The organism is Micromonospora sp. NPDC005194, from assembly GCF_040608335.1.
Taxonomy (GTDB): domain Bacteria; phylum Actinomycetota; class Actinomycetes; order Mycobacteriales; family Micromonosporaceae; genus Micromonospora.
In genome coordinates this window covers 249,721-269,407 of sequence record NZ_JBEXIA010000002.1, presented here as the reverse complement: position 1 = coordinate 269,407, position 19,687 = coordinate 249,721, and the positions used below count along the sequence as shown (strand labels likewise).

The window sequence follows — 19,687 nt, the reverse complement described above, 5'->3', positions numbered from 1 at the left end:
GTTCGAGTTCGGTAAAGGAGACGTGAAGGGCGACCGGCCCGCCGGGCGTCAGCGCGCCACGGCGGGGCGGAACACGCTGGGTCGGACGGCGGCCGGCGTGTCACCGATGGTGGCGACGATCCGCTCGCGGGGTGCCCGCAGGCGGGTCCGGAACGCGTGGTTGAGCAGCGCGTCGAGCTGCCACACCTGCTTCGGGTGGCTGGTGCGGATGAGGAACCGCTCGCGGATCCCGTCGATCGCGGTGGCGGCCAGCTCGACCGACCCCAGCCGGGGGTCCGGGCTCCAGGTGACGTTGCTCAGCTCGCGCAGCTCGGTGTTGAGGTGCAGGCGCAGCCGGTGCAGGAGCCTCGTCTGCTGGGTCACCACCAGTCGGCGGTGGGTGAGCAGCAACAGGTAGTCGCCGGTGACCGGGCGGTCGGGGCGGCTGCAACGGGTGACCAGGATGGTGGCGTCACCCGAGCCGACGCAGCGGCGGAAGACCGGCATGTGCCGACTCACGGTCTGTACGGCCAGGCCGGCCTCGGTGGCGGCCGGGAGGAACGTTCGGGAGAAGACGTCCATGACCTGCCCAACGACCTCCCCGGCACCGGTGATGTGGGTCACGTCGGAATTTTGGAAGTTCCACGCGGCACGTCGCACCGCCTGTCCGACTTCCGACCCGGACGGATGTCGGTCAGTGTTCGGGCTGAAGTGGGGTGGCGGCGAACAGCTCGGCGAGCCATCCGGGCACCGCCTCGGCGTACTCCGCGCGGGCCGGGTCGGCCGTGTCCAGGGCCCGCCGCCAGGAGAGCGACCGGCTCACCGCGCCCAGGTTCATGGCCAGGTCAGCGGCCTCGACGAGGGTACGGCGGTCATAGCGATCGGTCCACGCCTCCAGGTAACCGTCGCGCAGCCGGGCCAGGCTGGCGTCGTCCGCCGACAACGCGGTGGCGTACCGGATGGAGCGCAGGGTCACCAGCAGCGTGCCGAACGGGTGCGCCACCGAGGCGTCGCCCCAGTCGAAGTAGCGGTACCCGGCCGGGCCGGCGAAGACGTTTCCGTCGTGCAGGTCGTCGTGCTGCACGGTGGCCGGGATGCCGATGTCCGCGAGCCGGCGACACCGCTGCGCGTACGCCGGAAGCTCCGCCCGCAGCCGCTCGTACGTCGGGACGGCGAGCCCGCCCTCCGCGCCGACGCGCAGGGACTCGCGATCGTCGAGCAGTTCGGCGAGCAGTCCGGGCAGCACCTCCGGGCGGTGGTCCGGTACGCCGAGGGCGACCAGTTCGTCGGCGCGTGGCGCGGTGGCGAGTTGGAGTGCCGCGTACCCGGGCAGCGCCCGCTCCCAGTGCGCCAGGTCGGGGTCGCGGCCCAGCACGTCACGCAGTGACTCGCCGCCGTCGGGAAGCAGCGACCAGCCCCGCTCCCGGTCCACCCCGATCGGGGCCAGCACCCGCTCGGGCGCCAGCCCGGCCAGCGTCGCGATCAGGACCGCCTCGTGGGTCGTGCCCCGGTTGTTGGCCTTGAACCAGACCGGCCCGCCGTCGGTCGGCACCCGCCAGACCAGCGACCACGGCCGGACGCGGGGCTCCACCGGCCCGGTGACCCGCCGGCCAGCCCGACTCAGCTGCTCGTCCACCCAGGATCGGGCCTGCTCCTGCCACTGCACGCTGGACCAGTCGGGGGCGCGCTCGTCGGAAATCGTCGTCACGATGGGCACCCTAGGCGGCGTGCCCGACGCGGGGCGAGACCATTTCCCGCGGTGCTCCTCGGTTGGCCGCGAGCGGCGAGGTCAGACCAGCTCGACGATCGTGGCGTTGGCCATGCCGCCGCCCTCGCACATGGTCTGCAGGCCGTAGCGGAGCCCGTTGTCCCGCATGTGCTGAAGCATCGTGGTCATGATCCGGGCGCCGGAGCCGCCGAGCGGGTGCCCGAGGGCGATCGCGCCACCGCGCGGGTTGAGCCGCTCCGGGTCGGCCTCGGTCTCCGCGAGCCAGGCCAGCGGCACCGGGGCGAACGCCTCGTTCACCTCGTACACCCCGATCTCCTCGATGCCCAGCCCCGCGCGGCGCAGCGCCTTCGCGGTGGCCGGGATGGGCGCGGTGAGCATGGTGACCGGGTCGTCGGCCGCGACCACTGCGGTGTGGATGCGGGCCAGCGGGCGCAGACCGTGCCGGCTGGCCCACTCGGACGTGGTCACCGCGAGCGCGGCGGCGCCGTCGGAGATCTGGGACTCGGACCCGGCGGTGACCACGCCGTCGGCGCGGAACGGGGTGGCCAGTTCGCCGAGCTTGTCCAGCGAGGTGTCCCGGCGGATGCCCTCGTCGGCCGTGAACTTGCCACCATCGGCGAGCGGCACCGGGGTCAGCTCCGGGTCGAACGCCCCGGCGTCCTGCGCGGCGGCTGCCTTCTCATGGCTGGCGAGCGCGAACTCGTCGAGCTGCGTACGCGAGAGGCGCCACCGGCGGGCGATCAGCTCGGCCCCGACGCCCTGGTTGAACGGCAGCGGTGCGTCGTCGGCGAAGCCCTCGACGCCCCGGTAGCGGGCGCGGAGCTGATCGCTGAACGGCATGCCGCCCGCCACACTGGAGCCCATCGGCACCCGGGTCATCGACTCCACCCCGCCGGCGACCACCAGGTCGGCCTGGCCGGAGAGGACTGTCGCGGCGGCGAAGTGCAGGGCCTGCTGGCTGGAGCCGCACTGCCGGTCCAGCGTGGTGCCGGGCACCGTCTCGGGCCAGCCGGCGGCGAGCACCGCGTTGCGGGCGATGTTCCACGACTGCTCGCCGACCTGCGACACGCAGCCCCAGAAGACGTCGTCGACCTGCGCCGGGTCCAGGCCGGTGCGCTCGGCCAGGGCGCGCAGCACGTGCGCCGACAGGTCGACCGGGTGGACGCCGGCGAGGCTGCCCTTACGCCGCCCGACCGGGGTGCGCACCGCGCCGACGATGACCGCGTCACTCATGTTTACTCCCCGGTAACTTGGGCTGCCCCGATCCTACGTCGTGCGTGGACCCCTCGTCCGCCGCGGGGCGAGCTGCCGCGACTCCCAACAGCCGCGGACCGCTGGCATGCTGGGCGGGTGGACGAGATCTCCCCGGCGCGGCAGTGGCGGGTGCCGACGAACCTGCCGGTGGCGAAGCTGGCCGGCGCGGTGCTGCTGGTCGCCCTCGGCCTGCTCTTCGCCGACGGCGACCCGATCCGGCTGGTCGTGGCCGGTGTGGCCGCCGTCGCGCTGGCCGCCTGGGCGGTCCGGGACCTGGTGGCGCCGGTCCGGTTGGCGGTCGATCCGGCGGGGCTCACAGTCATCCACGGCTTCGCCGGCCGGCGGCTGCTGCCCTGGCCGACGGTCGAGGCGATCACCGTGGACCGCCGGCAGCGGTGGGGGGTGAGCGGCGAGGTCCTGGAGATCGACGCGGGCGAGTCGCTGCACCTGTTCGGCAGGTACGACCTGGGGACCACCCCGGAGGAGGTGGCCGCCGAGCTGCGCGCCGCCCGGCGGCACCCCTGAGCCGTCAGCTCAGCAGTTGCGCGGTGCGGAACAGGACCAGGCCGAGCAGGATCAGCAGGATGATCGCGCCGCCCACGGCCTGCACCAGCGTGCGCCGACCACGTGGCGCGTACGCGAGCACCGCCGCCATCGCCCCGCCGACCACCAGGCCGCCGAGGTGCCCGGGGATGGAGATGCCCGGCACGGTCAGCGTGAACACCAGGTTGATCACCAGGATGGGGATGATCCGGGAGATGTCCCGGCCCAGCTTGCGCTCGATGATGAGCAGCGCGGCGAAGAGACCGTAGACGGCGGTCGACGCACCGGCGGTGGGCGCGTTCTGGGCGCTGAACAGGTAGGCGGCCACGTTGCCACCGAGGCCCGCGAGTAGGTAGAGCGCGCCGAAGCGCAGCGGCCCGAGGTTGGCCTCCAGCGACCGGCCCAGCACCCACAGCACCCACATGTTGAGCAACAGGTGGATCACGCCGTAGTGCAGGAACATCGCGGTGACCAGCCGATACCACTGGCCCTCGGCGATGCCGCCGAGCGTGCCGTCGGGGAGGACCGCCAGCCCGAGCACCGAACCCCAGTTGGTAAGCGGGGTGCCGTCACCCATCAGCCCGCCGAGGCCGGACCCGCCCACCACCGCGTTCCCACTCCGGGCGGAGGCGATGGACAGCAGCATGAGCAGCACATTCAGCGCGATCAGCGCCTTGGTGACGTAGCCGTGCCGGCCGGCGGCACCGCCACCGAAGGCGGTACGCGCCGGCCGGACGCTACGACGCCCCTCGTTGACGCACTCCGGGCACTGGTGCCCGACGGACGCCTCCCGCATGCACTCCGGACAGATCGGCCGGTCGCAGCGGGTACACCGGACGTAGGTCTCCCGACCAGGGTGCCGGTAACAGACCGGGGTGGTCGGCGGGGACTCGCTCACCGGGCCGATCCTCCGTCCGCCACCGCGCGGCTCACCGACGCTGGCCGGCGCGGTGCTCCGGAGCGCTCAATCATGCGAGCAAAGGTACCTCGCGGGTTCGTCAGGCGGCAGACCGCTCGATCTCGACCCGCTCGATGACGACGTCCTGCAGCGGACGGTCGCTCGGGCCGGTCGGGGTGTTCGCGATCGAGTCGACGACCTTCACCGACTCCTCGTCGGCGACCTGGCCGAAGATGGTGTGCCGGTTGTTGAGGTGCGGCGTCGGGGACACGGTGATGAAGAACTGCGAACCGTTGGTGCCCGGTCCGGCGTTCGCCATCGCCAGCAGGTACGGCCGGTCGAAGCGCAGCTCCGGGTGGAACTCGTCGGCGAACTTGTAGCCCGGCCCGCCCCGACCGGTGCCGGTCGGGTCGCCCATCTGGACCATGAAACCGCTGATCACGCGGTGCGAAATGGTGCCGTCGTAGTACGGCCCGCTGCCCGGCTGACCGGTGCGCGGGTCGGTGTACTCCCGGTTGCCCTCGGCCAGGTCGACGAAGTTGCGGACCGTCTTCGGAGCGTGGTTTCCGAAGAGCTCCAGCCGGATCGGGCCAGCGTTGGTGTGCAGGGTGGCGTAGACAGCCTCGGCCACGGGTACTCCTCACTCGTTGGTCAGTTCCATGCGGATCCTCCCATGTGCCCGATCTGGCAGTGCGGAGGCATCCGAAGGTGGAGGATGACGAAGGAACAACTCCCAGGAGGTAGGACCGTGTTTGGATTCGGGCGGCGTCAGTCCCAGGGCCAGCTCGCCAAGGCAGAGCTGAACCAGAGCATCAGCCACCTGATGCAGGCAGCCAACCACGCGGCCAAGGGCGCGGGCGCGACCGTCGGTCCGCGGGTCCAGGTGGCCCGGGGCTACGTCGGGCCGGCCGCGGTGAAGGTGCGCGACCGCGCGTCGACCGGCTGGGGAACCACACTCACCACGCTGGCACCGCTGGCGGCGGCGGCCCGGGACGGCGCCACGCAGGCAGGGCCGCTGACCAGGAAGGCCAAGTCGAAGACCATGCGGATCACCGGTAAGAAGAAGCAGCCGCGCCGTCGCGGCTCGATGATGACCGGCCTGCTGGCCGCGGGCGCCATCGCCGGCCTGGCCGGTGCGGTCGCCCTGCGTCGCCGCCGGGAGCAGCAGGAGTGGGCGGAGTACGACCCGACCCGCACCCTGGAGCCGATGCGCGACGAGGTCGAGTCGATCGAGGTGCAGACGCCGGCCGCGCCGGGCGCGACCAAGGGGACCGACGGGTCCGCCATGGCCGGGATGACCGGCGCCGGCAGCTCGGCGGTGGCCGGCGGCGACAGCGCCAGCACCACCGGCACGGCCACGCCGACCAGTGTCCGCCCGACCGGCAAGGTCCCGTCGGTCGCCGAGGGCGCCACGGACGTCTCCGGGCGACCGACCGACGACCTCACCAAGGCCCTGGGCAAGGACACCGCCCGCACCAACGGCCGCCGCTGACCCCGGACACAGCAGCGCAGCGAGCGCCGGCGACGCGGGTTTCCCCGCTCGCCGGCGCTTTCGCGTCTCAGAGCCTTTCGCGCCGGCCCGCGCCGTCGCGGGTCAGAGCCAGCCGTTGCGGCGGAACCAGCGGTAGAGGGCCAGGGAGACAGCGAGCATCAGAGCCAGGGCCACCGGATAGCCGTACGTCATCTTCAGCTCGGGCATGTTGTCGAAGTTCATGCCCTCGACGCCGGCGATGGAGGTCCAGACCGCGGCGATGGCCGCCCACGCGGCGATCTTGCGCATGTCGTTGTTCTGGTCGACGGTGACCTGGGCCAGCCGCGCCTGCAGGATCGAGTTCAGCAGGTCGTCGTACGAGTTCACCTGCTCGACGGTGCGGCTCAGGTGGTCCTGCACGTCCCGGAAGTACCGCCGGATCTCCTTGGGCACATCGCGGTTGACCTGGGAGGTCAGGTTCATCAGCGGCCGCTGCAACGGGATCACCGCCCGCTTGAACTCCACCAGCTCCCGCTTCATCTGGTAGATCCGCTGAATCCGGCCGTGGCTGTTGCGGTCGAAGACCTCGGCCTCAAGCTGATCCAGGTCGTCCTCAAGCTGCTCGGCCACCTCCAGATAGAGGTCGACCACCCGGTCGGTCACGCCGTACGCCACCGCCCACGGGCCCTGGAGCAGCAACTCCTGCTTGGTCTCCAGGTCGGCGCGGACCGGGGAGAGCCGGCAGGCGTCCCCGTGCCGGACGCTGATCAGGAAGTTCGGGCCGATGAAGAGCATCACCTGACCGGTCTCCACGACCTCGGAGGTCTCGGTCAACTCGGTGTGCTCGCAGTACCGGGCGGTGCGCAGCGCCAGGAAGCTGACGTCGTTGAACCGCTCCAGCTTGGGCCGCTGCTCGGCCTTCACCGCGTCCTCGACGGCCAGCTCGTGCAGGCCGTACGTCTCCGCGATGGCGGACATCTCGGCCAGCTCCGGCTGGTGCAGCCCGATCCAGACGAAGCCGTGCTCCTCCCGGCGTGCCGCCTCCAACGCGTCCGCGTAGTTCCAGTCGCCGGGCTGCCGCTTGCCGTCGATGTAGAGCGCACAGTCGACCACCCCGCTGCGGCCGGCGCCGGTGGGGGCCGGAGTGGGCGGCGATCCGTCGGCGTTGAGCATCCTGGTCACCGCCCGGACCGGGGACGGCCAGGCCCGGGGTCGCAGCACCCGGGACGTGTTCAGCGGGACCGTCCGGCCCCGCTCTGCCCGATCCGTCATCGCGACACCTCCCCGCGCTCGCCTGCGGCTTGCAGGCTACGCCGGTGGTCGCCACCGGCAGGTGTGACGGCGGTCGCGGGTGCGGCGCCGGGCGGGCCGGGCCGCATCGGGGGGTGAAGGACGACACGGCCCACCCGGCGCCCGTGGGGGCGGGGGTTGTGCTGCACGCGTGCCCGAGGTGGCGGCGGGGTGACCCCCGCTACACCTGACGGGTGACGCTCGCAGCATTGTGAGCCGCCGGCCGCCCGCTGGGGAGTCCCGGGACGGCCGGCATTGTCGTTCTGTCGGGAACCCGACAGAAATCAGCTCCGGACAGCCTCGACGGCCGCCGCGAGCCGCCGGACACCCTCGTCGATCTTGTCGGCCGTCACGGCCGAGAAGGCCAGCCGCAGGGCGTGCCGCCCACCGTCGAGAACGAAGTCGCTGCCCTTGACCACCGCGACACCACGCTCGGCCGCCGCCGGGGCGAGCCGGTCCACCAGCACGTCCTCGGGGAACTCCACCCACAGGAAGTAGCCGCCGTCGGGCTCCACGAACCGCGCCTGCGGCAGGTGCCGGCGCAGCGACTCGGCCAGCACCCGGGCGCGTTCGCCCAGCGCCGCCCGAACGGTCTCGATCGAGCGGTCGATGTCGCCGGAGACGCAGAACTGGTGCACGATCGCCTGCGACACCATGCCGGGCGAGATGTAGAGGCTCGTCGCGTTCTTGGCGATGTCGGCGATCAGATCCGCCGGACCGACCAGATAGCCGACCCGCACGCCCGGGCAGACGGTCTTGGTGAAGCTCGACGCGTGCACGACCACGTTGCGGGTGTCCAGCGAGAGCATCGACGGCAGCGCCTCGCCGCGGAAGCGGATGTCCGCGTACGGGTCGTCCTCGAAAATCGTGAACTCGTACTCGGCGGCCAGGTCGAGCAGTTCGCGGCGCTTCTCCAGCGACAGGGTCATGCCGGCCGGGTTCTGGTAGTTGGGGATGACGTGCGCGAGCCGGGGGCGGACCCCGGACTCCAGCAGCTTGCGCAGCTCGGCGGTGTCCAGACCGTCCGGCTGGACCGAGATGCCGTGCAGCTCGCTGCCCATCCGCTGAAGGTTGAGCAGCGTGCGGTCGTACGTCGGACGCTCGACCACCACCGCGTCGCCGGGACGGACCAGGTGGTCGAAGAGGAAGGCGTCGGCCTGGAGCGAGCCGTTGGTGACCAGCACCTGGTTGGCTTCCACCCCGTGCTTCTCGGCGATCCACTTTCGCAGCGGAAGGTAACCGACGGAGGTGCCGTACGCCGTGACCCCCGCGGGGTCGGCGTCGAAGGCGCGTACGGCGGCGGCCTTGAGCCCCTCGACATCGACGATGTCCAGCGAGGGCGCCCCACGGGCAAAGGAGATCAGCTGCTCGGCGGTCATGGATATTGAGCGTACGGGCGGCGGCGGGGGACGCGCGGACGGCACGGCGATGTCCGCATCCTGAGCCACCGGGACGGGTGACCCGGGTCGGCCGGTCGCCGTCAGATCAGACCGGAAGTGCGAGCGAGTCGTGCTGCGTCGCCCGGGAAAGGCCCTCAAACTGCACGCCGAGCGCGTCGAGGAGCTGGCTCCAGTCGAAGTAGGAGCGCCACGCGACGATCCGACCCCGGCGTGCCCGGACCACGTCGGCAACCTCCCAGCTCACCGAACGGCCGGTCGGAGCGACGGTGCCGTACGGCGAGTGCAGCGTGCCGGTGTGGGTGCCGGTGAGGCGCAGCTCCACGGCCGCGCCGCCGGACGTGCGCACCACGCCCAACGGGTCGACCCGCAGGTCGGCGAAAGCGCCCGTCCAGGTGCGCAGCAGCGCGGGCAGCTCGATCGGCCGGACCGTGACACCCGGCATGGCGTAGAACGCCTCCGGGGCGTACAGGTCCGGCAGCCGGGCCACGTCCCGCCGCAGAAGCATCGCGTACTGCTGCTCGATCAGGCGCTCCGCGTCACGCATCGGGCCCTCCCCCGCGGGCCACGGCATCTCCGCGCCCGCGAGGGATCCTTACCCGTCGATCCGGCCTGGCACACCTGCGCGGGTCAGGTCGTGGCGGCCACCTGGCTCTCCGCCCAGACCCGCATGATGTCCCGGACCGAAATCACGCCGGCCACCTCCCGGCCGTCGAGCACCACCAGGTGCCGGAAGCCGCCGCGGGCCATCGCGGCGGCGGCCTCGGCGACCGTCCACTCCGGCCCCGCGTAGACCACGTCCCAGGTCAGGTGGGCGCCGGTGCGTTCGGTGTCGCAGTCGAGGCCGGCGCCGATGGCCTTCAACACGTCGCGTTCGGTCATGATGCCGATTCCCTCGGACTCGGGGTCGATCACGACCGCCGACCCGACACCGCGGGCCGACATCATCCGGGCCGCCTGACGCAGCGTGTGCTCCGGACCGACGACGAGGACCTGGCTGGACATCGCTTCCCGTACCTGCATCACGCATCACTCCTTTGGGACCGTGGCATTCGGTACGCACATGGTCGTCGGTGGATGTTTCCGGGACAAGACCGGGCATCGTCGCGATGCCGGGCCGCTCGCTACTGTCGGAGCGTGTCCACCGAGCCCCTGCGCTGCGCCGGCGCGCTGATCGTCGACCACGACGGCCGAATCTTCTTCCAGCGCCGCTCACCCCACCGACGCCTGTTTCCCAATTGCTGGGACGTTGTCGGCGGCCACCTGGAACCGGGCGAGGAGATCGACGAGGCGCTGCGCCGGGAGGTCACCGAGGAGACCGGGTGGCTCGTCTCCGAGGTCCTCGGCCAGGTGGGCGAATACCACTACGTCGGCGACGACGGCCTGGCCCGCATCGAGTACGACTTCCTGGTCCGGGTGGACGGCGACCTCGACCACCCGACGCTGGAGGCGGGCAAGCACACCGAGTACCGCTGGCTGGCCGAGCACGAGGTGACCGTGCTGGACGAGAACCGCGACGTCAACGACGGCCTGATCCGGCGGATCGCGGAGGAGGGCTTCGCCGTCCTGCGGTCGATCGATCCGTGAACACCGTCGAGCTGGCGCCGCACCGGATCGCCGGGCTGCTCGCCCCGGCCCTGGACCGGACGTTCCGCGCCGGCATGCTGGCCGGCCGCGACGGTGGCGGGGCCGAGCTGAGCCAGCGGTACGGCGGGCCGACGGCGAACGGCTTCCTGGTGGACCTGCGCACCCGGCTCGCCGCGCCGGGCGGCACCGTCGACGGGCCGGGTTTCGCGGCGATCACCCGCTACGCCGACCCGGTCACGGTCCGCCGGGCCGTGGACAAGCAGGTGGCGTACGGCATGCTCCACCGCCGCCCGGACGGGGCGCTCTCCGCCACCGAGCGGGGCACCGCCTTCCTCACCGAGCTGTATCAGGTGCACGCCGAGGTCACCGAAGAGCTGTGGGCCGGGCACGACGAACGGGTCACCCGGCTCGTGGCGGCGCTCGGCCGGCTGCTGACGTACGCCCTGGTGCTGGCCGACACCGACGGCGACCGGAACGGGTCGGCGTTCGCGGCGCTGGCGCCCCCGCACGAGCCGGACGGCACCCCGCCCGGCGTGCTGCTGCTCAACCGGCTCGGCACGCTGCGCTACCACCGGGCCGACGCGCACGCCGCCGCCTGGACGGCCGCCGGACACACCGCGTCCAGCGTCGCCGCCCTGCCCGCCGGCCCCGAGCGGCTCGCCATCGAGCTGGAGACCGACCGCCGGGCCGCCGGCCCGTACGCCGCGCTCGACGCCCAGGAGCGGCTGACCATGCTCGCCGACCTGGCGGCGCTGCCCGGCTGACCCGGTTGGCCGGAGCGGCACAGCCGGCCGGCGCTATCCTCCACCGGTGACGGGGAGCAGGACGAGGGAGGATGTCGCGATGATCGGAATGGTGCTCGCGGCCGGAGCGGGACGACGGCTGCGCCCGTACACCGACACCCTGCCCAAGGCGTTGGTGCCGGTGGACGGCGAGACGACGATCCTGGACATCGCGCTGGGCAACCTGGCCGAGGTCGGGCTCACCGACATCGTGATCGTGGTCGGCTACGCGGCGGACGCGGTCCGCGAGCGGCAGGCCGACCTGGAGAAGAAGTACGGGGTCACGCTCACCCTGGTGCACAACGACAAGGCCGAGGAGTGGAACAACGCCTACTCCCTCTGGCTGGCCCGGGAGTACTTCGCACGCGGGGTGCTGCTGGTCAACGGGGACACCGTGCACCCGGTGAGCATCGAGAAGACCCTGCTGGCCGAGCGCGGCCCGGGCATCCTGCTCGCGGTGGACACCCTCAAGCCGCTGGCCGAGGAGGAGATGAAGACCACCTTCGACGCCGCCGGCCAACTCACCCGGATCACCAAGATCATGGACCCGGGCGAGGCGTACGGGGAGTACATCGGCGCGACGCTGATCGAGCCGCAGGTCGCCGACGCGCTCGCGGACGCGCTGGAGGCGACCTGGCGGCGGGACCCGAACCTCTACTACGAGGACGGCTACCAGGAGTTCGCCGACCGGGGCGGGGAGGTGCGGGCTGCGCCGATCGGCGACGTCCCCTGGGTCGAGGTCGACAACCACGCCGACCTGGCCCGCGCGCGGGAGATCGCGTGCCGCTACTAGCTCGGAGCGTCCTCACCCCGCTGCACATCGACGTGCGACGCGGGGCGGTCGCCGACCTGGGCGCGATCCTGGCCGACGGGCGGATCTCCTCCGGGGGCGACGTCGCGGTGGTGGTCGGTCCGGGTCAGGGCGCGCAGATCGCGGAGCTGATCCGACCGTCGCTGCGGACGGCCGACGTGTTCACGGTCGCCGGGGCGACCCTGGACGCCGCCGACGACCTCGGCGGCAAACTTCGCGCCCGGTCGTACGACGCGGTGGTCGGGATCGGCGGCGGCAAGACGATCGACGTGGCCAAGTACGCGGCCACCCGCCGAGGGCTGCCGATGGTGTCGGTGGCGACCAGCCTCGCCAACGACGGGATCGCCTCCCCGGTGGCCAGTCTCATCACCGAAGGGATCAAGGGCTCCTACGGAGTGCACATCCCCATCGCGGTGATCGTCGACCTGGACTTCGTGGAGAGCGGCCCGGACCGGCACAACCGGGCCGGCATCGGCGACGTGATCAGCAACATCAGCGCCCTGGCCGACTGGGAACTGGCCCGGCAGGTACGCGGTGAGCCGGTCGACGGGCTGGCCGCCTCGCTGGCCCGGGCGGGCGCCGAGGCGGTGCTCAACCACCCGGGCGACATGACCGACGACGCCTTCGTCACCGTGCTGGCCGAGGCGCTGATCTCCAGCGGCCTCGCGATGGCGGTCTGCGGCAGCAGCCGACCGGCCAGCGGCGGCTGCCACGAGATCATGCACGCGGTCGACTCGCTCTTTCCGGGCACCGCCTCGCACGGCGAGCTGGCCGGGCTGGGTGCGCTGTTCTGCACCTGGCTGCGCGGAGACCTGCGCCGCTTCGGGGAGATGTCGGCCTGCCTCGCCCGGCACGGCCTGCCCCGACTCCCCGCCGAGGTGACGCTCACCGACGACCAGTTCATCGAGGCGGTGCAGTTCGCTCCGCGTACCCGACCGGACCGGTACACGATCCTCGAGCACCTGGCCCTGTCGCCTACCGAGACGCGGGAGCGGCTGGCAGACTACGCCGGTGCAATCCACGACCAGCTTGGCTGACCCCCGTCCCACCGTCGCCGACTTCCACCGGGTGAACCGGGGCGGCGGCCTGTTCAGCGAGTCGATCAGCCAGTGGCTGGGGGCCGTCTTCGCACTGGTCGCGCAACGCCTCGGGCTGCGCCCGACCGCGTTGACCATCACCAACCTGGTGCTCGGGCTGGCCACCTCTGTCACCGTGGTGGCGCTCGCCGAGCCGGTCGCCGACGGGGACGTACCGGCCTGGGTGGTCGGCCTGCTCGCCCTGGTCGGCTGGCAGGTCGCGTACTCCCTGGACTGCGCCGACGGGCAGCTGGCCCGGGTGACCGGCCAGGGCAGCGCGGCCGGCGCCCGCGTCGACGTGCTCTGCGACGTGGCCGCGCAGATCGCCCTGGTGGCCGCCCTGGCCGCCACCGCCGTGGCACAGGAGCCGTCGACGCCGACCTGGCTGGTGGCGACCTTCGCCGGCACCTGGATGGTCAACCTGGTGACGTCGGTGATGCAGTCCGGCCCGAACGCGGCCAGCATGGTCACCTCGACCTCCCTGCCGGTACGCCTCGTGAAGCTGGTGCGCGACTACGGCGCGGTGGTCTTCGTGGCGGCCCTGGTGCTGGCCGTGGCCCCCGCGCTGGTCCTGTGGGTGATCATCGCGTTCACGATCGTCAACGGTGGCTTCCTGCTCGCCAGCATCGCCTTCTCCGCCCGCGCCTCGCTGCGCTGACCTCCCGCCCGCGCCACTCCCAGACCGGTGCCAAGGGTGTTCGAGTCCTCCTTTGCTCTGCTTCAGCCCAGGAAACACGTGGCGTCCGATATCCGGACACCGGGTGTTTCCTCCGCTGAAGCAGAGCAAAGGGAGCGAACAGTAGGTGCTCTCCTCCCGCGCTCCGGAGTTACGGCGTTACGGCGTGGGCCATCCCCGCGTAGATGTCGATGAGCTGCTTGGTGACCACGTCCGGGTGGAAGGTCCGCTCGTAGCGGGCGCGGGCGGCCAGGGTGAGCCCGGACGCGCCGGCCCGGGCCACCGGCAGGGCTGCCGCCAGCGCGGCCGGCTCCGGAGCCACCACCCAGCCGGCCTCGCCGAGGCCGATCCCGGCCGGCATGACCGGCCCGCCGCCCCCGGCGACCGCCGAGGCGGTCTCGGCCGGGCCGGTGCCGGCGGGCTCGTGCGGGGCGTCCGCTCCGACGAGGTATGGAATGCCGCCCAACGCGGTGCCGAGCACCGGCCGACCGCTGGCCAGCGCCTCGATGATCACGGTCGGCAGTACGTCGTGCCACATCGAGGCCGCGATCACCACGGCGCTCGCCTCGACCGCGGCGCGTACCCCGGCGCGGTCGAGCTGACCGAGGTAGACCACGTCGGGTCGCTCGGCGGCGGCGGCCTCCACCAGCGGGCGCAGCTCGCCGTCACCGGCCACGCGCAGCGTGCCCAGGGTGCCCACCGGATGGCGACGCCAGGCGTCCAGCAGCAGGTCGACACCCTTCTCGGGCGAGAGCCGGGCCATGTAGAGGAAGCCGTCACCCAGCGGGGCCGGCCGGCCCGGATCGGGTACGGCATTCGGCTTCACGACGATCCGGTCGTCCGGAATGCCGTAATCGTGGAGGTGGTCGGCGATCGCCGTGGTGAGCGCGATGAACCGGTCCACCGAGCGCCAGGTGCCCCGGTGCACGGCCAGGGTGGTCGCCATCAGCGCGCTCTGCGCCGTCGAGTCGCGGTAACACCGGTGCTTGATCGCCGGCACGCCCAGCGCCCGACCCTTGCAGTCCTGGCAGATCACCCCGTCCCGGAAGTAGATCCCCGACGAGCAGACCTGCCGGTAGTTGTGCACCGTCTGCACCACCGGCACGCCGTGCCGGTGCGCGGTCCGCACCACCCACGGCGAGATCAGAGGGTACGGGTTGTGCAGGTGCAGGACGTCCGGGCGGTGCTCGGTGATCAGCCGGCTCAGGTCCTGCTGGGCACGCGGCGCCCAGATCGGCGAGATCGGCAGCAGCGCCTTGGCCGCCTTCGACATCGACGGGATCTCGTCCGAGCTGCGGATGAAGGGCAGCACCTCGACGCCGGCAGCGGTGAGCTGAGCGATCTCCGAGTCGACCATCGTGTTCTCGCCGGAGGGCTGAGCTTCCCGGTACCGGTTGTGCGCCACCACGATTCTCACGGGAAAGAAGGCTACCGTTGGCTGGTGCCCGAACTACCGGAGGTTGAGGCGCTCGCGGGTTACCTGCGGCAGCGCGCGGTGGGGCGGCGTGTCGACCGGCTGGAGATCGCCGCGATCAGCGCCCTGAAGACGTACGACCCGGCACCCGCCGCGGTCGCTGGTCGGGCGGTGGTCGACGCCCGCCGGCACGGCAAGTTCCTCGACGTGGTCGTCGAGGGTGATCTGCACCTCGTGGTGCACCTGGCCCGGGCGGGCTGGCTGCACTACCGGGAGGCGTTTCCCGCCACGACGCCGCTGCGACCCGGCAAGGGCCCGATCGCGGTGCGCGTCCGCCTCGACGACGGCTCCGGCTTCGACCTCACCGAGGCCGGCACCCAGAAGAAGCTGGCCGCGTACCTGGTCACCGACCCGGCCGCGGTGCCGGGGGTGGCCAAGCTGGGCCCGGACGCGCTCGCCGCCGACCTGCCCACCTTCGCGGAGCGGCTGCGCAGTCGGCGCGGACAGGTCAAGGGGGTGTTGACCGACCAGTCGGTGCTGTCCGGGGTGGGCAACGCGTACTCGGACGAGATCCTGCACGCCGCGAAGCTGTCCCCGTTCGCGATCACCGACCGGCTCACGGACGCCCAGCTCGCCACCCTGCACGCGGCGACCCGCCAGGTGCTCGGTGACGCGGTCGAGCGGTCCCTCGGCCAGCGTGCCGCCGAGCTGAAGGGTGAGAAGCGGTCCGGGTTGAAGGTGCACGCCCGCACCGGGCTGCCCTGCCCGGTCTGCGGGGACACCGTGCGCGATGTGTCGTTCGCCGATTCGAGCCTGCAGTACTGCGCGACGTGCCAGACGGGCGGCAAGCCGCTCGCTGACCGAAGGTTGTCCCGACTTGTACGGTGAGTAATTGCACTCGGCGACTACGGAGCGGAATCGGCCAGACTGAGCCGAAGCTCCCGTCCACCGTTCTCGCCACACGCGCATCCATCGGTATAGTGGCCCGGTCCCCGGCTTCTGAAATGGTGCGGAGCCGGCCAGATCCCGCCGGCACCATCGGTCGCCAATCTCCTTCGGGGCGACGACCGGTCGGAGCCCGCGTGGGAGACTGGGACGGTGGGCGACCCGGGCCCTCACGCCGAGTGAGCGGCCCGTGTCATGCGGGAGGACATGGGTGAGGTGACGGCAAGCCTCCAGCGCCCGGTATCCAACGAAGGCCGGAGCAGACTCGTGCGGCACGTCGACAGCTTCGAGATCCAGCCGCCGACGCCGCCGTCACACAACGGCGTCCCTCGGTCGGCGTGGGCCAGGGCGCGACGCCGTGTCTCCCGCTGGCACCGCCCCTACACCGCCATCCTGCTGCTGCTCGACTTCGGCGCGGCGGCGTTCGCCAGTTGGATCGCGATCCAGCTCTTCGACCAGGCCGCCTCCGGCTTCTCCGGCACCAACCAGGATCCGACCTGGTTCCACACCGTCTCCTACCTGCTGTTGCCGCTCGGCTGGGTGGTCATCCTCTGGAGCAACCGGGCGTACGACCGGCGCTATCTGGGGCTCGGGCCGGACGAGTTCAAGCGGGTCATCCGGGCCGCCGTCACGGTCGCCGCCAGCGTCTCCTTCCTCGCGTTCGCCACCAAGACCGCGCTGTCTCGCTGGACGGTCGGCACGGCACTGCTCGGGGCGCTCCTGCTGATCCTGTGGGGCCGCTTCGTCGCCCGCTGGGCGCTGCACTACATCCGTCGGCGGGCCGGCCAGGCGGCACACCGGATGGTGCTGGTCGGCACCCTGCCGGAGTGCCTGGAGGTCTACGCGGCGGTCACCCGCAGCCCGAACGCCGGGCTGGTCCCGGTCGCGATCCACATCACCGACGGGTACGCGGCGGCCCGCGGGGTGCCGACCCCGGTACCGGTGCACGCCGGCCGCGACGTCCTGGCCCTGGTCCGCGAGGTCGGTGGGGACACCATCGCCGTCTGCGGGTCGGCCAGCGCCGAGCCGGGCGAACTGCGCCGGCTGGCCTGGCAGTTGGAGGGCTCCGGCGTCGACCTGGTGGTCGCGCCGCAGTTGACCGACATCGCCGGCCCTCGGGTGCACATCCGGCCGATCGAGGGTCTGCCGCTGCTGCACGTCGAGGAGCCGACCCTCTCCGGGCCGGCGCTGCTGGCCAAGAACCTGATGGACCGGGTCGCCGCCGGCCTGGGCCTGCTGCTGCTGATCCCCCTCTTCGTCGCCATCGCCGTGGCGATCCGCATCTCCGACCCCGGGCCGGTGTTCTTCCGCCAGCCCCGGGTGGGGCACGAGGGGCGCACCTTCCGGGTGTGGAAGTTCCGGACCATGTACGTCGACGCCGAGGACCGGCTGGCCAGCCTCACTGACCAGAACGAGACCGACGGCATGCTGTTCAAAATGAAGCAGGATCCCCGGGTCTTCCCGGTGGGTCGCTTCCTGCGGGCCTCGTCGCTGGACGAGCTGCCGCAGTTGATCAACGTGCTCTGGGGTGAGATGTCGCTGGTCGGGCCCCGCCCGCTGCCGGCCGACGACGGCGACTTCCTGGGCGACGTACGGCGTCGCCTGCTGGTCCGCCCCGGCATGACCGGTCTCTGGCAGGTCTCCGGCCGCTCCGACCTGTCTTGGGACGAGGCCGTCCGGCTGGACCTCTACTACGTCGACAACTGGTCGCTGGCGTACGACCTGAGCATCCTGTGGCGCACCGTCGGGGTGGTGCTCGCCCGCAAGGGCGCGTACTAGCGCGGAGGGCCGCGAGCCGTCAGGATCGCTGCGTGGGTGGCAACCTCTCCGCCGTCGTCGGCGTCGTCTCGCTGGTCACCGCGCTCACCGCGGCCCTGCTGGCGGTGCTGCGGCTGCGCGCCCGGCGCGGCATCGCCACCGCCACCCAACGGGCCACCTACGAGGTGCTGCACACCGCCGGGCTGGCCGCCGAGCCGTTGCGGGCGGGGCTGAGCGCAGCGGGCGCGACGAAGGCCGTACGCCATCTGCGGGCCCTGGTGGGCGCGGTCGGGCTGGCGCTCACCGACGCCGACGAGGTGCTCGCCCTCGACGGGCGCGGCACGCACCACGGTGAGCAACTGCTCGCGGCGGCCCAACGCTCGGTGGCCACCGGGCGCTCGACGGTGCTCGGGGAGTCCGACCTGCGGTGCGACCGGGTCGACTGCCCGATCCGCGGGGCGGTGGTCGCGCCCCTGCACGGGGCGGACGCCCGGGTGGTCGGCGCACTGGTGGCGATCGCCGACGGCGTGCCGGCGCCGGGACTGGTCCAGGCCACCCTGGAGACGGCGCACTGGGCGGGCAACCAGCTCGCCCTGGCCGAGCTGGACTCGTCACGGGAGCGGCTGGCGAGAGCGGAGGTCCGGGCGTTGCGGGCGCAGATCAGCCCGCACTTCATCTACAACGCGTTGACCGCGATCGGCTCGTTCGTCCGCACCGACCCGGAGCGGGCCCGGGAGTTGATCCTGGAGTTCGCGGAGTTCACCAGGTACTCGTTCCGGGCGCACGGCGAGTTCACCACGCTGGCCGAGGAGCTGCGGTCGATCGACCGGTACCTGACGATCGAGCGGGCCCGGTTCGGGGACCGGTTGCAGGTGCGGTTGCAGATCGCCCCGGAGGTGCTGCCGGTGACGCTCCCGTTCCTCTGCCTTCAGCCGCTGGTGGAGAACGCCGTCCGGCACGGGTTGTCCCGCAAGCCGGGCACGGGCATGGTGAGCATCGAGGCCCGGGACGCGGGTGCCGAATGCCACATCACGGTGGAGGACGACGGGGTGGGAATGGATCCGACCACGCTTACCGCCGGCATCGCCGAGCTGGCCCGCAGCACCGGCGACCCGGGGGACGACCCGGGTCAGCACGTCGGCCTCTCCAACGTCGACGAGCGACTGCGGTCGGTCTTCGGGGACCGCTTCGGTCTGGTCGTCGAGACCGGGCTGGGCTCGGGCACCCGGGTGAGCATGCGGGTGCCGAAGTTCCACCCGGGCGTACGGGCCGGCTCGTGACCACCGGCTTCCTGCGGGTGCTGGCGGTGGACGACGAGCCGCCCGCGCTCGACGAGTTGGCGTACCACCTGCGGGCCGACCCCCGGGTGGCCCGCCTGCACACCGCCGGGGACGCCACCGAGGCGCTGCGGCTGCTGCGCGACGGTGACGTGGACGTGGTCTTCCTGGACATCCGGATGCCCGGCCTGGACGGCATGGAGCTGGCCCGGGTGCTGCGCCGGTTCGCCCGGCCGCCGGCGATCGTGTTCGTGACCGCGTACGACGACGGGGCGGTGGACGCGTTCGACCTGGGCGCCACGGACTACGTGCGCAAACCGGTACGCGCCGAACGGCTGGCCGAGTCGCTGCGCCGGGTGATCGGCTCGCGGGTGGTGCCGTCGCATCCGGCGGCGCTGGCCCGGGCCGAGGAGGACCCGACCATCCCGATCGAGTTGGCCGGCACCACCCGGATGCTGCCGCGCTCGGCGGTGCGCTGGGTGGAGGCGCAGGGCGATTACGCCCGGCTGCACACCGCCGAGGGGTCGCACCTGGTGCGGGTTTCGCTGGCCACGCTCGCCGAGCGGTGGGCGGACGCCGGTTTCGTCCGGGTGCACCGGTCGTACCTGGTGCAGTTGAAGTTGATCGCGGAGCTGCGCCTGGTGAACTCCGGGTACGTGGTGGTGGTCGACTCCACCGAGCTGCCGGTGAGCCGGCGGCACACCCGGGAGCTGAAGGACAAGCTGGTCAGGGCGGCGAAGCAGGATTGGAGTCGCTGAGGCGGGAAAGCTCCCGGCCCTCCCGTACGTTGTACGATAGCC

Annotated in this window: 21 protein-coding genes; 11 read left to right on the top strand and 10 right to left on the bottom strand. The window is 72.2% G+C overall.

What is annotated here, in order from left to right:
* Positions 1–48 precede the first annotated feature (48 nt).
* The 3 genes from ABZU53_RS02850 to ABZU53_RS02840 all read right to left on the bottom strand — a co-directional run bounded on the left by ABZU53_RS02850 (position 49) and on the right by ABZU53_RS02840 (position 2,941).
* Positions 49–561 (bottom strand): hypothetical protein, encoded by a 513-nt coding sequence (locus ABZU53_RS02850; protein WP_354857365.1) that lies wholly within the window; start codon positions 559–561, stop codon positions 49–51.
* A gap of 112 nt (positions 562–673) precedes the next feature.
* Positions 674–1,687: an aminoglycoside phosphotransferase family protein gene (locus tag ABZU53_RS02845; RefSeq protein WP_355063480.1), complete on the bottom strand. Its 1,014-nt coding sequence runs from the start codon at positions 1,685–1,687 to the stop codon at positions 674–676.
* Between the two features lie 81 nt (positions 1,688–1,768).
* Positions 1,769–2,941 carry an acetyl-CoA C-acyltransferase gene (locus tag ABZU53_RS02840; protein ID WP_355063478.1) on the bottom strand — a complete coding sequence of 391 codons (1,173 nt, stop codon included), beginning with the start codon at positions 2,939–2,941 and terminating at the stop codon, positions 1,769–1,771.
* Between the two features lie 117 nt (positions 2,942–3,058).
* Here ABZU53_RS02840 and ABZU53_RS02835 point away from each other — a divergent pair, with 117 nt between their 5' ends.
* Positions 3,059–3,487 (top strand): PH domain-containing protein, encoded by a 429-nt coding sequence (locus tag ABZU53_RS02835; protein ID WP_355063476.1) that lies wholly within the window; start codon positions 3,059–3,061, stop codon positions 3,485–3,487.
* 4 nt (positions 3,488–3,491) lie between these two features.
* Here ABZU53_RS02835 and ABZU53_RS02830 read toward each other — a convergent pair whose 3' ends face one another.
* Both ABZU53_RS02830 and ABZU53_RS02825 read right to left on the bottom strand, forming a co-directional pair.
* On the bottom strand, positions 3,492–4,403 hold the full coding sequence (locus ABZU53_RS02830; RefSeq protein WP_355063474.1) for a rhomboid family intramembrane serine protease: 912 nt from the start codon (positions 4,401–4,403) through the stop codon (positions 3,492–3,494).
* Between the two features lie 100 nt (positions 4,404–4,503).
* Entirely contained in the window at positions 4,504–5,034 is a 531-nt protein-coding gene (locus ABZU53_RS02825) for a peptidylprolyl isomerase (RefSeq protein ID WP_354857306.1), read from the bottom strand.
* A gap of 84 nt (positions 5,035–5,118) precedes the next feature.
* Between ABZU53_RS02825 and ABZU53_RS02820 the strand changes: the two genes are divergently transcribed.
* Entirely contained in the window at positions 5,119–5,895 is a 777-nt protein-coding gene (locus ABZU53_RS02820) for a hypothetical protein (RefSeq protein WP_354857307.1), read from the top strand.
* Positions 5,896–5,997: 102 nt separating this feature from the next.
* Here ABZU53_RS02820 and corA read toward each other — a convergent pair whose 3' ends face one another.
* The 4 genes from corA to ABZU53_RS02800 all read right to left on the bottom strand — a co-directional run bounded on the left by corA (position 5,998) and on the right by ABZU53_RS02800 (position 9,584).
* Positions 5,998–7,146 (bottom strand): magnesium/cobalt transporter CorA, encoded by a 1,149-nt coding sequence (gene corA / locus ABZU53_RS02815; protein WP_354857309.1) that lies wholly within the window; start codon positions 7,144–7,146, stop codon positions 5,998–6,000.
* A 302-nt stretch (positions 7,147–7,448) separates the two neighbouring features.
* Positions 7,449–8,543, bottom strand: a complete 1,095-nt coding sequence (locus ABZU53_RS02810) for a PLP-dependent aminotransferase family protein (protein WP_355063471.1) — start codon at positions 8,541–8,543, stop codon at positions 7,449–7,451.
* A 106-nt stretch (positions 8,544–8,649) separates the two neighbouring features.
* Positions 8,650–9,108 carry an ester cyclase gene (locus ABZU53_RS02805; protein WP_354857315.1) on the bottom strand — a complete coding sequence of 153 codons (459 nt, stop codon included), beginning with the start codon at positions 9,106–9,108 and terminating at the stop codon, positions 8,650–8,652.
* 83 nt (positions 9,109–9,191) lie between these two features.
* The gene (locus ABZU53_RS02800) at positions 9,192–9,584 is read right to left on the bottom strand and encodes a CBS domain-containing protein (RefSeq protein ID WP_234582610.1); all 393 of its coding nucleotides are present in this window, start codon (positions 9,582–9,584) and stop codon (positions 9,192–9,194) included.
* A gap of 114 nt (positions 9,585–9,698) precedes the next feature.
* On the opposite strand from ABZU53_RS02800, the gene ABZU53_RS02795 reads away from it, so the two are divergent.
* The 5 genes from ABZU53_RS02795 (at position 9,699) to ABZU53_RS02775 (ending at position 13,475) form a co-directional block, all read left to right on the top strand.
* Positions 9,699–10,148: an NUDIX domain-containing protein gene (locus ABZU53_RS02795; protein WP_355063469.1), complete on the top strand. Its 450-nt coding sequence runs from the start codon at positions 9,699–9,701 to the stop codon at positions 10,146–10,148.
* Positions 10,145–10,912: a hypothetical protein gene (locus tag ABZU53_RS02790; RefSeq protein ID WP_355063467.1), complete on the top strand. Its 768-nt coding sequence runs from the start codon at positions 10,145–10,147 to the stop codon at positions 10,910–10,912. Before ABZU53_RS02795 ends, ABZU53_RS02790 begins: the two co-directional genes overlap by 4 nt.
* Positions 10,913–10,991: 79 nt before the next feature.
* On the top strand, positions 10,992–11,723 hold the full coding sequence (locus tag ABZU53_RS02785) for a phosphocholine cytidylyltransferase family protein (RefSeq protein WP_007453659.1): 732 nt from the start codon (positions 10,992–10,994) through the stop codon (positions 11,721–11,723).
* The gene (locus ABZU53_RS02780) at positions 11,711–12,778 is read left to right on the top strand and encodes an iron-containing alcohol dehydrogenase family protein (RefSeq protein WP_355063465.1); all 1,068 of its coding nucleotides are present in this window, start codon (positions 11,711–11,713) and stop codon (positions 12,776–12,778) included. The genes ABZU53_RS02785 and ABZU53_RS02780 overlap by 13 nt, the downstream gene beginning before the upstream one ends.
* A complete protein-coding gene (locus ABZU53_RS02775) occupies positions 12,753–13,475 on the top strand; it encodes a CDP-alcohol phosphatidyltransferase family protein (protein WP_355063463.1) in 723 nt (240 codons plus the stop codon). Before ABZU53_RS02780 ends, ABZU53_RS02775 begins: the two co-directional genes overlap by 26 nt.
* 169 nt (positions 13,476–13,644) lie before the next feature.
* Here the strand turns inward: ABZU53_RS02775 and ABZU53_RS02770 are convergent, their stop codons facing one another.
* Entirely contained in the window at positions 13,645–14,910 is a 1,266-nt protein-coding gene (locus tag ABZU53_RS02770) for a glycosyltransferase (protein ID WP_354857330.1), read from the bottom strand.
* Positions 14,911–14,934: 24 nt separating this feature from the next.
* On the opposite strand from ABZU53_RS02770, the gene ABZU53_RS02765 reads away from it, so the two are divergent.
* The 4 genes from ABZU53_RS02765 to ABZU53_RS02750 all read left to right on the top strand — a co-directional run bounded on the left by ABZU53_RS02765 (position 14,935) and on the right by ABZU53_RS02750 (position 19,645).
* A complete protein-coding gene (locus ABZU53_RS02765; protein WP_355063461.1) occupies positions 14,935–15,795 on the top strand; it encodes a DNA-formamidopyrimidine glycosylase family protein in 861 nt (286 codons plus the stop codon).
* A 264-nt stretch (positions 15,796–16,059) separates the two neighbouring features.
* Positions 16,060–17,631 carry a sugar transferase gene (locus ABZU53_RS02760; RefSeq protein ID WP_354857367.1) on the top strand — a complete coding sequence of 524 codons (1,572 nt, stop codon included), beginning with the start codon at positions 16,060–16,062 and terminating at the stop codon, positions 17,629–17,631.
* Between the two features lie 32 nt (positions 17,632–17,663).
* Entirely contained in the window at positions 17,664–18,890 is a 1,227-nt protein-coding gene (locus tag ABZU53_RS02755) for a histidine kinase (RefSeq protein WP_354857335.1), read from the top strand.
* The gene (locus ABZU53_RS02750) at positions 18,887–19,645 is read left to right on the top strand and encodes a LytTR family DNA-binding domain-containing protein (RefSeq protein ID WP_053651534.1); all 759 of its coding nucleotides are present in this window, start codon (positions 18,887–18,889) and stop codon (positions 19,643–19,645) included. The genes ABZU53_RS02755 and ABZU53_RS02750 overlap by 4 nt, the downstream gene beginning before the upstream one ends.
* The last annotated feature ends 42 nt before the right edge of the window (positions 19,646–19,687 follow it).